Here is a 16323-nt window from a genome sequence, read left to right on the forward strand (position 1 = left end):
TCAAAACGCGTTCCGGTTGATGAAACCCTTGAAGATGGTGATGAGCACGATCTTCATGTCGAAGGAGAACGACCAGTTGTGGATATAGAACAGATCGAACTTGACGCGCGCTTCCATCTTTTCCACCTTGGTGGTCGCGCCGCGATAACCGTTGACCTGCGCCCAGCCGGTGATGCCGGGCTTGATGCGATAGCGGTGCATGTAGCCGTACACCTGATCCTTGTAGAGATCGTCGTGTTCGAGCGCATGCGGACGCGGACCGACCACCGACATCTGTCCGAGCAGCACGTTCAGGAACTGCGGCAGTTCGTCGAGGCTGGTGCGGCGCATGAAGCCGCCGATCTTCGTGACGCGCGCGTCGTTGCGCGTCGCCTGCGTGAGCGTGCCGTGCGATTCCTGATGCACCGTCATCGAACGGAACTTGTAGATCGCGAACGGCTGGCCGTCGACACCCTTGCGCGTCTGCCGGAAAAACACCGGTCCCGGCGAGGTTGCCTTGATCGCGGCCGCCAGCACGATGAACACCGGTGCGAGCGCGAGCAGGGCAGTGGCGGCGAACAGCCGGTCGAACATCAGCTTGGGCCACATCTGCGGCGGCGAGAGCGGTGTCGCGCTCAGGTTGATGGTCGGCAGGCCGACCACGTCGACCATGGCGTGATTGAACAGCGAAAGGCTGCGCACGTCCGGGATGAAACGCAGATTCACGAAGTCATGCCGGAACATGCGCGTGAACCGGTAAATCGTATGTTCTTCCGAGAGCGGCAACGCCAGCCACACTTCGTTCACGCGTTCGTCGCGCACCCGGGAGGCGAAGGCGTTCAGATCGGTCAGCACTGGCAGGCGGTTCAGACGCGCGCCGAAGGTGCCGGGGCCGTTTGCGGTCGGGTCGCTCGTGTCGAGCACGAAGACGGGTTTGAAGCCGGCTTGCGGTGCGCCTTCGAGATGCGCGAGCAAGGTGCGGGCGAAACCCGGCGCACCGACGATAGCCACGGTGCGATAGTTCATGCCACGCCGCCGGACGCTGCGCAGCGCGACGTGCACGAGACACTTCGTCACCACGATCAGGGCGCCGGAAATCAGCGTCGAATAGCCGAACCACAGGCGCGAAACCGCATCCATGCGATGCAGCGTGAAAGCCAGCACCAGCGCGGTGGCAACCACCACCATCCACGCGGCGGCAACGCGCGCCAGCATGGCGGGCAAGGCCTTGCCGCGCCAGGTGTCGTACACGCCGAAGCCTGGAAAGAGCAGCAGTACCAGCACGCAATTGAATGCGATCAGCAGGCGCTCGGTATCCGATAAGGCAATCGGCGGAGAAAAGCGCATCCAGTGAGCGAGCAATCCCCCCGCAATCACAAAGAGTGCGTCGAGGAATCGCGCAGTATTCCTGAACATTTGGATCTACCCGGTAGTCGAAGGAAACGCCGTTCTTATTCGACGGCTTCAGCCTGGCGCAGACGCGGCAGCAGCCGGTCGAATTCGCGCTTCACGAGGCCGTAGCACTCGCAGGCACGCGCTTCGAGGCCCTTGCGGTCGAGAATCTTGATGTGTCCGCGGCTATGGTGAATCAGGCCTTCGTCGTGCAACTTGCCGGCCGCTTCCGTAATGCCTTCGCGGCGCACGCCGAGCATGTCGGCGATCAGTTGCTGGGTGACCGTCAGGTCGTTGGAGGCCACGCGGTCCACTTCGATCAGCAGCCAGCGGCACAGTTGCTTGTTGAGCGCGTGGTGGCGGTTGCAGGCAGCCGTTTGCGCGACTTGCGTGAGCAGGGCGTGCATGTAAAGCAGCATCAGGCGGCGCAGAAAGTCGGAGCGGGCGAAGTGCTGTTTCAGCGCCTGGGCGCTCATACGGTAAGCGAAGCCGGCCGATTGCACCTGTACGCGGTTCGGCATGGTTTCGCCGCCCGTGAGCACCGGCACGCCGGTCATGCCTTCACGGCCCACTGCCGCGATTTCGACCGAGCTGCCGTCTTCCATCGTCGAGAGCATGGAAATGATGGCGGTGGTCGGGAAGTACACGTGATGAATGCGCTGACCGGAATCGCACAGCAGTTGTTCGGTGCGCAGATGAACGAGTTCGAGATGCGGGGCAAGCGCCTGCCATTCATGGGACGGCAATGCGCCGAGCAAATGGTTGCCGTGCAGATCTGATTGAAGTGTCAACATGATCGGTCCTCGCGTGAAGTCGCGCTCTGCGTGACTTCCTGTTTTTTGACCCGATGCCTGCATCCTTTAAATAACGACGTGCTGCCTGGCGAGCAGCGAAGGATGAACAGGACCGGCCCCGTATTGGCCTTTATGCGTCGTCGCCATTGTTGTTGATGTCTTTAGCGGCGCCGCGGTGTTGCGATCTCTCTTTAGCGAGGAGCGTGCCAGGGATAGGGAAAACGAGGACTGGTGCGGCGCAACGATTCTGCCGTTAGCACTGCGCGAAGCCAAACGTGTCTTTTTGTTTCAATTCTGTACAACCCCAGGTGCCTGGGCTATCGCCGCGATAGCCTTTTCAATCGACGCCAAGTCCTTGATCGGATTGACTTAACGGTTGCTGGTAAAGGCTTCGGGGCGGTTGTTTCAGTTATGCGACGCGCTTCATCGCCCTGTTTCGCGGGCGCGTCCGGGATGTGCCGGAATTGATTCAGAAGTGTTCTATGCCCTTGGTTCGCTGCCGAACGGTGTGACTTATTGGCGTCGCAAAAGTCGCGAAAAAGCCGACAGTGATTCTGCAGCCCAGACACCACGATTCGCGCAGCGCGAGCTTTTATGCGGGCTGCGAAGGATTCCCTGTATCGGTCGGACACTCACCCATAGAAGGTGGCGGATAAAGCATTGATGGCCCGCACCTCACCCGCCGGTGTCGAAGTTGTTGCGTCTGAGTTAAACGGCGCACTCGATGTACGTGCAACGAGTTGGTCCAGCGCGATAAGCGGCACCACCTGTACATGGTTTGGCGCAAGATGAAACCAGTCGCGTGCGGCGCGATAGTGTGGATCGACGATGTGTACGAAGCGCGCGAAGCGCTTCGCTTCGATCGCGAGTTGCCAGCCGTCGTCGTTGCCGTTGCGTTGCACGCTGACCTTCAGACCGAGATCGTGCCGTTCGGTCGCACGCCGCTCGGGCAGGTGAAACGATTGCGCAAGCACGTGGCCATGCGTCGCGTCGCGCAGCGTGGCGATCGTCACGTCGTGCGCGCGCGGTCCGAAGCGATAGGCGTGAGTGAAGTCGAAGAACTGGCCGAGGCATTCGGCCGCGCCGAGACGCTGCGCGCTGCGCGGCGCAAGCTCGACCGCTCGGCTGGCCGACGCGACCTTGACCGCGCCGTCGCGCAGACACAGCAACTCCAGTTGTGCGTGCACGGTTTGCGCACGCTCGTTCAGCAAATGAATATCGAGGCCGTTGAGGCCTTCGTCGGTGATGACCGTCTGGATGGGTTGCAACGTTTGCGCGAGCCCGTGGAGGGCGCTTTTAGGCCGTCCTGTGGCGTCGATCAAGCCCCACCCGGCCCCCGGCCGCAAATCCTGCAACTGCCAGACCAGTGCGCCGCCGCAACCCGAGCCACCGCGCCGCCATTCGGAGAACACGTCGGTCATCAGTTCCGCCACCACCGCGCGCGACAGTTCCAGGTAGCGCGCGGGGTCTTCGTAACGCAGGCGCGCGGGCTCCACGCCGTAATGCGTCTGAAGATAATGATCGCGCACGTCGTCGAAATCCCAGCCGGCGCCCGGATCGCGCGGCACGGCCGCTTTCCAGCGTGGATCGTGCGCGGCTATCGTGCCGAGCGCATCGTGCAGGGTGGTATCGTCGGGTACGTTGGCGAAAGCCAGACACTCCGCGGCGAAACGCACCTGCGAGCGCCGCACGTCGTCGAGCGAACGTTGATACGCGCCCACGCCGTAATAATGGGTGATGCCTTCGTTAGTCGAAAACGGCCACACGCCGCTGGTGGGCGAGTTGGCGACGAACGGCACATCGGGTCGTTCGCGCGCGGCCAGCGAGGGCAGCAGTTCGCTGAAGAGCGCCTGACCTCGCAGCGCGGGCGGCAGGCCGAACATGGCCGCCTGCTGGTCGACTTCGCTGCCGCCGCACAGCACGGCCAGCGACGCGAAGCGGCGCGTGCGCATCATGAACTGGGTGGCTTCGCGCGCCACCGACTCGCTGAATGCGGCGTCGTTCGGGTAGTCGAAATTCGCCAGGGCGAAGTCCTGCCACACCATGATGCCGAACTCGTCGGCGAGCGCGTAGAACGTATCGGACTCGTACACCATCGTGCCGCCCACGCGCAGCATGTTCATGCCGGCGTCGCGAGCGAGCGCGAAGGCGTGACGTAACTGCGCTTCGGTGCCGGCGAGGGTGACGAGATCGGCACTGGTCCAGCACGCACCGCGGCAGAAAACGTTTGCGCCGTTCACGCGCAAGGCGAAGCCCGCGCCGTCGGCGCCGCGATCCACGTCGAGATGACGGAAGCCCACCGCACCCAGATCGTGGGACGTCGCGCTGCCGTCATCGAGTTGCAACGTCAGCGGATATAAACTCGGCGTGCCGTGCGTATGCGGCCACCAGAGATCGGCTTGCGGCACGCGCACGCTGCCCGTCAATGTATGGGCGTCATGCCACTGCAAGGACGAAACAGCGTCGCCGCATTTCAACGCGGCGCGGCAACTGGTTGCATCGTGCGAATCGACAAAACGTAGCGTGAGCGAAACAATACCGTCGTCGCCGTCGAGTCCGGTTTTCAGATCGATCGAATCGATCGCATGCGGTGCGCCGCTCAGCAATTCCACGGGACGCCAGGGTCCCACGGCATGAATCGACGGACACCAGCCGGGCATATGACCGAGCAGCGTGGTTCGCACGTTGCGTAGTGTTGCGGGTGTGACGAGTCGCGGGCGCCAGCGGGCGCGCGATCGTTTCGCGGCGAGCGCGGGAGTCAGCGAGCGAAAACAGATCGCGAGACTCGTGTTTTCGTGCAGATCGATGTCGAGATCGTGCGTGACGAACATCGAATCGGAGTCGAGACGCTTCGCGCCGTCCACCCAGATTTCCGCGATCGTCGCGAGGCCGTGCAGACGCAAACGGCGCGTGCCGTTGCCGCTCAAGGTCAGTCGATACCAGTGATCGTCGAAGGCGAGCGGGGCGGGCTGCGCGGCGTCGAAAAGGCCCGCATCGCGTCGTGCGCCGGCCACCGTGCCGGGCACGGGCGCGGCAATCCAGCCTTGCATGTCGACGAGATCGGCGGGCGTCGCGCAGGCGCCCGCCGCCGTCGTGATGCATTGCCAGCCGCAATCGAGCCGCTGCGGCCAGATGTCGTAGGCGGCCGCGTTCTGCGCCGCCCCCATGTCGCCGGTCAGGCCCATCGAGCGGGCTACGTCGGCCGCGTCGGCATTCGGCGCGACGTCGAGTGTCAGCACATCCACGGCGAGTTCCTGAGACTTGATACGCGTGCCTTACAACACCAGGGCGGCGAGCGGCGGCAGCGTCTTTTCATAGGCGCTTTCGAGCACGTCGAAGCAGTCTTCGCACAGATCGCGGCGTTTGCGGGCAATCGCGCGCACGAGCCTGAACTGCATCACCATCGATTCCGACGCGATGCTCTGCGCGGCGGCCGGAATCGTCGCAGGAATCTCGAAGCCTTGCGCGGTGAGCCACAGCAGATACTTCGAGAGAAACTCGAAGTTCGCGCCGAGCTGCCGCATCAGGTTGAACGAGTACGGATGGAAGAACGGCTCACCGCGTTCGAGCAGCGTGTCGAGATGCGCGGCAAACGCGGCACGCCATTGCGAAACCGGATTGCCGAGCGGACGGCGGCTCAAGTGCGCGCACAGAATTTCCGCCGACGCTTCGGCGAGCTCCGTGCCTTCCAGCGCCGGACGCGCCTGCTTGGCGAATTCCACGTACGGGAACAGCAGATCGGGCTGTTGCGCAAATTGCGGCAGCTTGCGGAACACGCCGTCGTAGTCGTCGCCGTCGAGCGTGTGATAGCCCGTGTTGTGAAAATAACCGAGGCGTCGCGCGGCCGGGTCGATGAAATCGATGCCCACGGTGGTCTTCGGATGCTCGCGCCGGTACGACGTGGCGCGTGTATTCGGCAGGTAGAAGCCGTCGACTTCGACGAGCACCGTATGGCCGCGTTGCGTTTGTGCGAGCACGCGCGCTTCGAGCGAGTCGTAGATCGCGAGTTCCTGCACCTGAATGCCGTACAGTCTTTCGAGGTCTTCGAGCGGAAACTTGAAGAAGGTGAACTGGTCGCCTTCGAAGTCCTGCGTGACGGTGAAGCCGAGCGCCGCGCGCGGATCGAGTCCGAAGCCGTGCAGCAATTCGATCCACAGATCGACGTAGCAATTGGTTTCCTGCCAGACGCGTTCGCCCTGATGCAACGCATGCGGCGCGTGCTCACGAAGCGGCGTCGACGGCATGAGCGAGGGCATGACGCCGCCGCTCTGCAAGTCGAGGCGCGAGCGCAGCGGGAAAGACGATTGCACGCCGGCCTGCACGCCGGTTTGAACGTTCTTCGCGACGGGAACGAGTGACGGGTTCATGCGCCGGCCTCCGTACGCGACTGGGCGAGCGTATCGAGGCCCTGCGCGACGCGTGCGTGGGTATCGCCCCACAGGAGCGCGCGCACGTCGTCCGGCCACGCGTTGACATCGAGACCGTGATGGCGGAACAGCGCGAGCGTGATGCGCTCCATGCCGAAGCCGACACAACCCGTGTGCGCCACCGAGCCGTCTTCGCAGGCGATCTTCCAGATCGCGCCGAAGTGCTCCATGTGATAGTTGAACGACAGGCACGCCGTCTTGCCGCGCGGATCGGCCACCGGAATCAGCAACTCGAACTTGAGCGCCTGGGCACGCTGGCTGTCGGCGACGATCTTGCCGCCGCGTCCGAAGAACGGGTCGTTGGCGAGATCCACTTCTACCGGCAATTGCAGCAGCGTCACCAGCAGCGAGCCGCGGTCGATCCACTTCTGCCGGAACGCCATGACCTGTTCGGCGCTGCCGAGGCGCACGTACTCGCGCTGACGGAACATCTGCATGCGGCCCGGATCGAGCGAAGGCTCGTGACGGAAGCAGTACGACAGCACGTCGACGGTGCGGCCGTCGGCGGGCAGCGGACCGCGCCGCGCCATGACGGGATAGATCGGATAGCAGGCGGCCGGCGTGAGGACCACGCGAGTCGGCTTCTGCTGCGCCATCCATTCGTCGCTGCGATCGTCGTCGCGTTCGTCCATGGCCTGATCGAGCGCGCGCAACAGACGCTGGTGACCCATGTCGTTGCCGCAGAACGAGTGGATGGTGCCGGCGAGATTGGGGAAGCTCTTCAGATATTCGCTGTCTTCGAAATCGGTGCGGCGCATGGCGGGCGGAAAGCGCAGCACTTCCGGCGCCTGATCCGCGCCCAGATGCGTGATCGCCACGTTCAGGCGGTCCACTACGTCCTCGAAGGTCTGGCTGCGGCCATACAGACCGTTTTCACCGGTGTCGATCAGCAGGCCGGCGGCGAGCAGTTCGTCGCGAAAGCCCGGCGCAGTGGCTTCGGCAACGGCCGCGAGCGCGGCGGTATCGGTCATCGTGTTCATCTCAGGCTCTCCCCGGCGCCGCCGGCCGTTGCGCGAGCAACAGGCTGGCGGTGTTCTGTGCGATGCGGTCGTTGTTGATCATCAGCGGTGCGGAGTACAGGTCGCGCAGGTGTCGTCCCACGCTGTATTCCGTGCCGTTCTTGTAGCCCGCCATGCCGCAGATCATCAGCACTTCCTGCACGACCTGCAACGCGGTGGCGGAAATGCTGGTCTTCAGCGTGTTCATGTCGGCGGCGAAGCCCAGCATTGCGGCGAGCGGCGCATCGGCTTGCGCGTCGCTGTGCAGATCGAGCCGCCGTGCGTGGTGGGCGCTGTGCGCGGCGTCCGCTGCGCGCAAGGCCACCGACACGCGCGCCTGCATCATCTGCAGGAGCCCGACGGCTTCGGCGAGCCGCAAGCCCGCGGGCGGAACCGCGCCGGGTTTGGCGCGAGCCTGCGCGCGGAAGAAACCCTTCGCGCGATTCACGGCGTCGCCGGCAATGCCGGTCCAGACCGACGCCCACAGCGTGTGCGAAACCGGCAGCATGGTCTGGTCGGCGATCTCGGCGAAGGGCGTGGCCAGAATCTGTTCGGCGCGGCCGGTGGCGACGAGGCGAAAGCCTTCGCTGCAGGTGCCGCGCATGCCCATCGAGTCCCAGCCGCCGCGTTTTTCCAGTTGCGTGTCATCGCGCAACGCCACGATCAGCACCTGATCGGCGGCGGCCGACTCGGCCGTGCGGCGTGCGGTGACGAGAATGCCGTCGGCGTGTGCGCCGTACGAAATGGTCGGCGCGAGCTTCTCGATGCGAAAGCGTGTGTGCGCTGCCGCACCTTCGGCGTCATCCGACTCTTCCAGTACGACCGAACATGCGCTAGTGCGCATGTTGCCGCCGATGGTCTCCTCGGAGGTGGCCGACGCGAGCAGCCATTGATGCTCGACCAGTTGCGCGAGCAGGCGCTCGTGCCATGCCGAGCCAGTGCCGTGCATCTCGATGCAGGCGACCTGGATCTGATGCATGGCGTACACCATCGCGGTCGACGCGCAGCCCTGCGCCAGCGTTTCGCAGATCGCGCCGGTCTCTTCGAGCGACAGACCCGCGCCGCCGAATGCAGCCGGCACCATTGCCGAGAGCAGACGTTCGCGCTTGAGCGCGTCGAACGCTTCGCGCGGAAAGCGCGCTTCACGATCCACCGAGTCGGCGAATTGCGCGGCCACCGCGGCGCAACGGCGTGCCGCGGCGCGCCAGCCGGCTTCGGCTTCCACCGCGCTCAGCGTGACGCCGGCCGCCTGCTGAGCGGCAGCGTCGGCCATGCCGGCCGACCTGTCCAGCAGCGGGGCGTTCATGCTGCCGCCTTCGCCTGTTGAAGCTCGGTGACGGCGGCCGCCATCGAATCGATGGTGGAAAACAGCCGGCGCGTCAGCATGCGGTCCGGAATCTCGATGCCGAATTCGTCTTCGATGGCCAGCATCAGATGCACGGTCGCAAGCGAGGAGAGGCCGGCGGCGTAGAGATCGGCGTCGTCCGCCAGCGTGTTTGCCGGAACGTCCAGACGTGCCGATTCGGAAAGGATGCGTCGCAATGCGTCTTTCATGGTGGTTGCCCCCGTTGACCTGTGATCTCTTGAACGTTGCTTGTAATCGGTCGGCGCGCTTGCCGAGCCGATGCCTCGTATTAAAGGATCGCGAAAGGCCAGCGTCAGTGCGATGGCGCACGGAAACAGGGCTTTTGCGCACGTACCGTGTAGCCATGACAAACGGAGCGGTCCATTGAACCGTTCCTCGAGAGCGGCACACGATGCCCGCTTCGTGCAACTTAAATACCGCTGGGGAAACGTGATGAACTGGAAAACGCTGGAATTCGATCAGCTTTCGGCACGCGAGTTGTATCTGATCCTGCGAGCACGCAGTGCGGTGTTCGTGGTCGAACAGTCGCATGTCTGTCTCGACGCGGACGGTCGCGACGAGAGCGCGCTGCACGTCTTCGCGGTCGAGGACATGGCGCGTCCGATGCCGGTTCTCGCCTATGCGCGTCTGCAACCGGGCGATGCGGAAGACCCCGAGATCACCATCGACAAGGTGCTGACGAGCCCGCTGCGGCGCGGCGACGGCACCGCCGAGATGCTGATCGAGCGCGTGCTGCTGACGATCGCCGAACGCTGGCCGGGCCACGCCGTGCGTGTCAGCGCGCCGGCGGGATTGCGCGATTTCTACGAACAGTTCGGCTTTCGCAAGACCGAAGGCCCGTATCTGGAGCATGGCGTACCGTTCATCGGTCTCACGCGGCAAATGCGCACGAGCCGTCAGTCGCTGTTCGGCGGCCGCCGCCGTGAACGCTCGGGCGTCGCGCTCGTCAACACGTTCGAGCTTCTGTGATGGGGCGCATGCTGGTCACGCCGTCGACCTCCGGCAATCTCGCGCTGCCGTCCGCGTCGCGCTCTCACGCGTTTTACGGCGACGCGGCGGCCCGCGTCGATCACGCGTTTCGTACTGCGCCGCCGGCCGGGGCGATGCGTGCGGGTCTGCGCCATCCGATGCTTTTGCCGGTGCTTCTGTTCGTGCTCACGCTCGGTCTCGTGCTGCTGCGTCAGGGGCGGCTCGTCGAATATATCTATCCGGTGTGCGCGATCGGCATCGCGGCATGGCTGTACATGCGCTCGCCTTCGCATTACCTCGGCTTCGTCTGCTGGCTGGTGTTTCTTTCGCCGGAAGTGCGCCGTCTCGCCGACTACTCCAACGGTGCGTTCAATCCGCAGAGCCCGATCATGGTCGCGCCGCTCGCGGCAGTCGCCCTGACGGGACTGACCTTGCTCAGACACGTGCAGCTGCTCGGCCAGCGGCGCGCGGCGCCGCTCGTGCTGATCATCGTGGCGCTGTTGTACGCCTACGTCGTGGGTGTCGCGCAGGTCGGTCCGGCTGCGGCCACGTTCACGCTGATCGTCTGGCTGTATCCGGTGATGGTGTCGTTCTATCTGCTCGTCACGTGGCGCCACTATCCGGACTACCACCGCGTTCTGCTCAAGACCTTCGTGTACGGCGGCCTGCTGATGAGCGCATATGGTCTGCTCGAATTCATTTCTCCGATGCCGTGGGACGCGTTCTGGCTCACCGCCTCGCAGATGCATTCGGAGGGGCAGGCCGTGCCATTCGGCATGCGCGTGAGCAGCACGATGAATTCGTGCGGCCCGTTCGCCGCCACGCTCATGGTGTTGCTGCTGATGTCGTTCGCGGCGCGCGGCAAGACGCGCATTCTGCTCGGTTGCATCGGCATTCCTGTGTTGCTGCTGACCGGCGTGCGCAGTTCGTGGGGCGGTTTCGCGATCGCGCTGCTGTATCCGCTCGCCATGCTCGACGGCAGGAGCCGTATGCGCCTGATCGCCGGTCTGCTGGGCGTGGCCGTACTGGCCGCGCCGCTGATGATGATCGATCAGGTTTCCGAACCGGTGCTCAAACGTTTCGAGTCGATGCAGAACCTCGGCGACGACAACAGCTACCAGGCGCGCGCCGATTTCTACCGCAATTTCATGAGTTCCGCGCTGACCGACATCGCCGGGCAAGGCTTCGGTTCGATCGGTGCGGGCAGCAAGCTCTCGGATGACAAAACCGCGCAGACCATGGTCGATTTCGACAGCGGCTTGATGGAAGTGCCGTACGTGATGGGTTGGCCGGGCACGCTCCTCTACGTCAGCGGCATCCTGATGATGCTATGGCGCGGTTTTCGCGCGAGCCGTCTGCGCCCCAACGATCTGCTCGCGGTATGCGGCGTCGGTGTGGCGATGGCCACGCTCGCGATGATGGTCATGATCAATACGTTGACCGCCACCTCGGGGATGTTCTTCTTTATCGGCGTCACGTTGCCGGTCATTTCCCTGCGCTATGCGCGGGAGCGGACCGGCGCCTCTCCGAAATTTTAAAAAAAGCTATTCGATGATGGAGAACAGAATGCGGATTCTGATCGTCACGCACGTCGTGAAGAAAAACGATGGGCAAGGACGCGTCAATTACGAGGTCGTGCAAGGCGCGCTCGCGGCAGGTCATGACGTGACCTTGCTGGCCCGCGAAGTGGCGCCCGAACTCACCCAGCACCCGCGCCTGCATTTCGTGCAGATCGAAGCGAGCCGCCTGCCGTCGCGGCTATTGCAATACCAGATGTTCGCCTTGCGTTGCGGCGCGTGGATTCGCGCGCATCGGCACGAATTCGACGTAGTGCACGTGAACGGCTTCATTGCGTGGGCGCGCGCCGATGTGAACTCGGTGCATTTCGTCCACGACGGCTGGTATCGCTGCGGCTTCTATCCGTTTCGTCTTGCACGCGGTCTCTATCACGCCTATCAGGTTATCTATACGCGGCTGAACATCGTCTGCGAGAAATGGGCGCTGCGTCATGCCGAAGTCGTCGTGCCGGTATCGGCGAAGGTCGGCACGGAAGTGCGCGCGCTCGGCATCGACATCAAACGCATGCAGGTCATTCATAACGGCGTGGACGTCAACGAGTTTGCGCCGGGCGAATCGCAGCGCGCGCGTTTCGGTTTGCCCGACGCGCCGTTCATGCTGCTGTTCGCCGGCGACCTGCGCATGCCGCGCAAAAATCTCGACACGCTGCTGCACGCGCTCGTTAAGACTTCGCCGGACATTCATCTGGCCGTCGCGGGCATTTTGCAGAACAGCCCGTATCCGGCACTCGCGGAATCGCTCGGTTTGAAGGAGCGCGTGCATTTCACCGACATGGTGATGGACATGCCGGCACTGATGCGCTCGGTGGACGCGTTCGTCTATCCGTCCCGTTATGAAGCGATGGGACTCGTGTTGCTCGAAGCGTTGGCGACCGGTTTGCCGATCATCACTGTGCATACGGCTGGCGGTGCGGAAGTGATTACGCCGGAGAGCGGCATCGTGCTGGACGATCCCGACGACGCCGCCGCGCTGGCGATTGCGATCGACCGTCTCGCCGGCAATCGCGACGACGCGCGCCGTCTGGGCGTGGCCGCGCGCGAAGTGGCGGGAACGCTGAGCTGGCAGGCGATGGCCGGACGCTATCTGGCGGTCTACGAGCAGGTGCATGCGCAACGCGGCGCGCGTCCTTTGCCGGTCAACTGCACGACTGCATCGGTGGAACTATGAGCACCGCCATCGATTCCTTGCAGATCGGCATGCACTGGTTTACCGAGCGGCCGGGCGGACTCGACCGCATGTTCAAGTCGCTGATCGACACGTTGCCGCAGCAGGGCGTGAACGTGCGCGGCATGGTGGCGGGCAGCGCGAACGTGCTGAGCGATTCCGGCGGCAGCGTCCACGCGTTTGCCAGTGCGCAGGCGCAACTCGGCACGCGCCTGTGGCGCTCGCGCACGCAGTCGCAGGTGTTGCGCGACGCGAAGATGCCCGACGTGGTGGCCTCGCATTTCGCGCTATACGCAGCGCCGACGGCGGGCGTGTTCAGCCGTGTGCCGAAGGTCACGCATTTTCACGGACCGTGGGCGGCCGAATCGTATCCGGGCGGCGGCGGTGGCTGGTCGCGAGCGTTCCGTCTCGCGCTGGAGCGTTTCGTGTATCGCGGCGCCACGCGTCATATCGTGCTCTCGCAGGCGTTCGGACAGATTCTGCACGAGACGTATGGCGTGCGGCGGGACACCATTCGCGTGGTGCCCGGTTGTGTCGACGTCGCGCAATTTGCCATTCGCGCGACACAGCAGCAGGCGCGTCAACGTCTGCGGGTGCCGAAGGATCGGCCGCTGGTGTTTTGCGTGCGGCGGCTCGTGTCGCGCATGGGCCTCGAAGACCTGATCGACGCGATCGCCATCGTCAAGCCGATGCTGCCCGACGTACTCCTGACGATTGCCGGAAAAGGGCCGCTGGAAGAGCAGTTGCAGGCGCGCATCGTTGCGCGGGGCCTGGAGCAGCACGTCCGTCTCGCCGGCTACGTTCCGGACGCGCAATTGCCGCTGTGGTATCGCGCCGCGGATATGACGGTGGTGCCGACAGTCTCGCTCGAAGGCTTCGGACTCACCACGATCGAATCGCTCGCGGCCGGCACGCCCGTGCTGGTGACGCCCGTGGGCGGTCTGCCGGAAGCGGTCGCGCCGTTGTCGTCGGAACTGGTGTTGCCGTCCGGCGGTTTCAAGGAAATCGGCGCGGGTATCGCCGATATCCTGCTCGGCCGGCGCACGGTGCCCGATGGTGCCGCGTGCCGCAGCTACGCGCGCAAGCATTTCGATCGCCCGGTGGTGGCCGCGCAGGTCGCGCAAATCTACCGCGAGGCGATCGGCGCGTTCTGACGCGTCACGTGCACGCCATGCGACGCCCGGACCGCAAGACTTTCGAACGCCTCGTGTGCGCTGCGGCCGTTGCGCTGCCGGCGGTGGTGCTCGTCATCGGCGGTGCGTCGGACGGCAAGCCGCTGGGGCCTGCGGCGACGCAGGCGCTCGCCACCGTCGCTGCCACTGCCACTGCCACTGCCACTGCCACTGCCGCTACCTCTGCGGACAAGGAGCCGGTGGCGGGCAACGACGTGCTCGCGGTCGCCTCGGTCGTCAAACCCGCGGCCGAAGTGCAGGCGGTGGCGGCCCATCCCACCTTGTCGTACCGGACTTCGTGGATCGGCAATACGTGGGGCTACGGCGATCATCGCTGGATGCAGATCGACGTGCAGGCGATGGCCGTCACGCCGGAAGGCGACGTCTTCACCAATGCGCCGTGGGACGAAGGCGGCGGCGAGATCGGGCAATACCGTAACGGACAAATCGTGCGCCACGGCGGCGAGTCGCACGGCTGGGGCATGCTCGGCGGCGATGCGATCGCTGTGAATCGCGAGTACGTGTACGTCGCGCAATCGATCGTCAGTCTCGGCAGCGAACTGGTGAAAGGCGCGCGCATGCCGCCCGAGGGTGAGCAATGGAGCGGCGTGTCACGCCGCAGCCGCGCCGACATTCGCGACGGCGTACCATTCTCCGGACAACTGAAGGTTCCGGAAGGCAGCCATCTCGCGTTTCTGCTGATCGACAAATATCCGGCTAAACAGGACGGCGCGATTCGCGGACTCGCTGCCGACGATAGCCGTCTGTTCGTCGCCGATCCACTGGACGACCGCGTGCGGATTTTCGACGCGCAGACCATGCAGCCGGCAGGCGACTTCGTCGCGCACGAGCCGGGACGTCTCACGCTCGCAATCGATGGATCGTTGTGGATCATCGAAGGAAGCCGTACGGGAAGCGTGCGGCGAGTCGCGCATTATTCGCGTGACGGTGTGCGTCTGGGCGAATTGAGTTTGCCGCCCGATGCGGTGCCCGTCGATCTGAGCGTGGATGCGCGAGGCCGCGTGCTGATTGCAGACAACGGGCCGCGTCAGCAGATTCTGATCTACACCGCCGATGCCAACGCGCAAGCGTCGAGCGCGGCGGCGAGCGGCACGGCCATGCGCTGGACGTCGAGCTTCGGCGAGCGGGGCGGCATCTACGCCGGACGTGCCGGCGCACCTGGACCGCAACGCTTTAACGGACTCACCGGCGTGGGCGCGGACCGTGCCGGCAATCTATATGTCTCGATGAACGGCGCCGGCCCGCGTCGCGGCGGCACGGCGCCGGACACTTACGACGGCGCATTGATCGAAAGCTATACGCCGGACGGCGAGCGTCGTTTCAGTTTGCAGGGCTTGCTGTTCGTCGACGGCGCCCAATTCGTCGACGGTGAGCCGCCTTCGGTTTATAGCGGCAGCAAACGCTTCACGCTCGATCTGAGCCGGCCGGTGGGCAGAGAATGGACCTACGCCGGGTATACCGCTGACCGTTTCCGCTATCCGTACGACCCTTACTTTCATTTGCCGCTCGGCGGCCAGCGCGGCATGCCGATGGTGCGCGACGTGCGTGGACACCGTCTGCTGTTCACCACCGACATGTACTCGTCGTTCCTGCGCATTTATCGCTTCGCCGCCGATCGCGAGACCGCGATTCCGTCGGGCCTGTTCGCGCTGTCGCATCTCGACGGCGCGTGGCCGCCCAACCAGCCGCAGCATGGCGAATGGATCTGGCGCGATGTGAGCGGTGCGGGCGATTTTTCAGCGGCGGCCTTCGATCAGCATGCCGGCAAGACGGACGCGCCTGGCTTGCGCGGCTGGTGGGTCGATAGCGCGGGCGATATCTGGCAAGGCACGGATTCGGAAGGCATCCGCCATTTTCCGTTGCAAGGTTTCGACCGTGTGGGCAATCCCGTTTATCGCTATGCGTCGATGCGGCAGACGCCACCGCCCGCGCCGTTCAATCGTATCGCACGTCTAACTTATTTTCCCGACAGCGACACGATGTATCTCTCCGGATCGACGCCGTCGCATCCCTATGTGAAAGACAACTGGAACGGCGCGGGCTCGCAACTCGCGCGCTACGACCGGTGGAAAAGTGGCAAGCCCTTGCTGCGCTACACGATCGGGCTGCCCGATCACGGCGGCGCGCAGTCGCTGTCCATCGAAGGATATGCCGTGGCGGGCGACTACATCTTCGCCGTCGAAACGAAGAGCGCGATCGTGCGTGTCTACGACAGCGCGACCGGTCGCGATGTCGGACGGCTCGCGCCGGGCAAGGAAGTCGGCTCCGCGAGCGGCTGGACCGATGTGCCGATGCCGATCACGGCGCACCGTCTCGCGTCGGGCGAGTACCTCGTGCTGGTGGAGGAAGACTGGCACGGCAAGGCGCTGATGTATCGCTTTACGCCGCAGATTTCCGAATCCGCGTCACAGCAGACCGCGCAGCAAAGCGGCACACATTCCACTCACCTCGACTGAGGTCGCA

General features: G+C 64.4%; 12 protein-coding genes. 5 read left to right on the forward strand and 7 right to left on the reverse strand.

Annotation, left to right across the window (positions count from 1 at the left end; all coding sequences use genetic code 11):
• The 7 genes from P3T18_RS18340 to P3T18_RS18370 form a co-directional block, all read right to left on the reverse strand.
• Entirely contained in the window at window positions 1-1395 is a 1395-nt protein-coding gene (locus P3T18_RS18340) for an undecaprenyl-phosphate glucose phosphotransferase (protein ID WP_429301379.1), read from the reverse strand.
• Window positions 1396-1430: 35 nt separating this feature from the next.
• Window positions 1431-2165, reverse strand: a complete 735-nt coding sequence (locus P3T18_RS18345; protein WP_408498792.1) for a Crp/Fnr family transcriptional regulator — start codon at window positions 2163-2165, stop codon at window positions 1431-1433.
• Between the two features lie 632 nt (window positions 2166-2797).
• Complete coding sequence (locus P3T18_RS18350) at window positions 2798-5410, reverse strand: glycosyl hydrolase 2 galactose-binding domain-containing protein (RefSeq protein ID WP_429301380.1); 2613 nt, start codon at window positions 5408-5410, stop codon at window positions 2798-2800.
• 30 nt (window positions 5411-5440) lie between these two features.
• Entirely contained in the window at window positions 5441-6421 is a 981-nt protein-coding gene (locus tag P3T18_RS18355; RefSeq protein WP_429301592.1) for a DUF1839 family protein, read from the reverse strand.
• Window positions 6422-6528: 107 nt separating this feature from the next.
• Window positions 6529-7572, reverse strand: coding sequence for an amino acid--[acyl-carrier-protein] ligase (locus P3T18_RS18360; protein WP_429301381.1), 1044 nt, complete (start codon window positions 7570-7572; stop codon window positions 6529-6531).
• 1 nt (window position 7573) lies between these two features.
• Entirely contained in the window at window positions 7574-8896 is a 1323-nt protein-coding gene (locus P3T18_RS18365; protein WP_429301382.1) for an acyl-CoA dehydrogenase family protein, read from the reverse strand.
• On the reverse strand, window positions 8893-9144 hold the full coding sequence (locus tag P3T18_RS18370; RefSeq protein ID WP_429301383.1) for an acyl carrier protein: 252 nt from the start codon (window positions 9142-9144) through the stop codon (window positions 8893-8895). Before P3T18_RS18370 ends, P3T18_RS18365 begins: the two co-directional genes overlap by 4 nt.
• 244 nt (window positions 9145-9388) lie before the next feature.
• Between P3T18_RS18370 and P3T18_RS18375 the strand changes: the two genes are divergently transcribed.
• Genes P3T18_RS18375 through P3T18_RS18395 form a run of 5 tightly spaced genes read left to right on the forward strand, consistent with a single transcriptional unit; the run spans window position 9389 to window position 16316 of the window.
• A complete protein-coding gene (locus P3T18_RS18375) occupies window positions 9389-9925 on the forward strand; it encodes a GNAT family N-acetyltransferase (RefSeq protein ID WP_429301593.1) in 537 nt (178 codons plus the stop codon).
• The gene (locus P3T18_RS18380) at window positions 9925-11463 is read left to right on the forward strand and encodes an O-antigen ligase family protein (protein WP_429301384.1); all 1539 of its coding nucleotides are present in this window, start codon (window positions 9925-9927) and stop codon (window positions 11461-11463) included. Before P3T18_RS18375 ends, P3T18_RS18380 begins: the two co-directional genes overlap by 1 nt.
• 28 nt (window positions 11464-11491) lie before the next feature.
• Window positions 11492-12670, forward strand: a complete 1179-nt coding sequence (locus P3T18_RS18385; protein WP_429301385.1) for a glycosyltransferase family 4 protein — start codon at window positions 11492-11494, stop codon at window positions 12668-12670.
• On the forward strand, window positions 12667-13821 hold the full coding sequence (locus P3T18_RS18390; protein WP_429301386.1) for a glycosyltransferase family 4 protein: 1155 nt from the start codon (window positions 12667-12669) through the stop codon (window positions 13819-13821). Before P3T18_RS18385 ends, P3T18_RS18390 begins: the two co-directional genes overlap by 4 nt.
• 17 nt (window positions 13822-13838) lie before the next feature.
• Window positions 13839-16316 carry a hypothetical protein gene (locus P3T18_RS18395; RefSeq protein ID WP_429301387.1) on the forward strand — a complete coding sequence of 826 codons (2478 nt, stop codon included), beginning with the start codon at window positions 13839-13841 and terminating at the stop codon, window positions 16314-16316.
• Window positions 16317-16323 lie beyond the last annotated feature (7 nt).

Source organism: Paraburkholderia sp. GAS199 (genome assembly GCF_050436585.1).
In the GTDB taxonomy this organism is placed as follows: domain Bacteria; phylum Pseudomonadota; class Gammaproteobacteria; order Burkholderiales; family Burkholderiaceae; genus Paraburkholderia.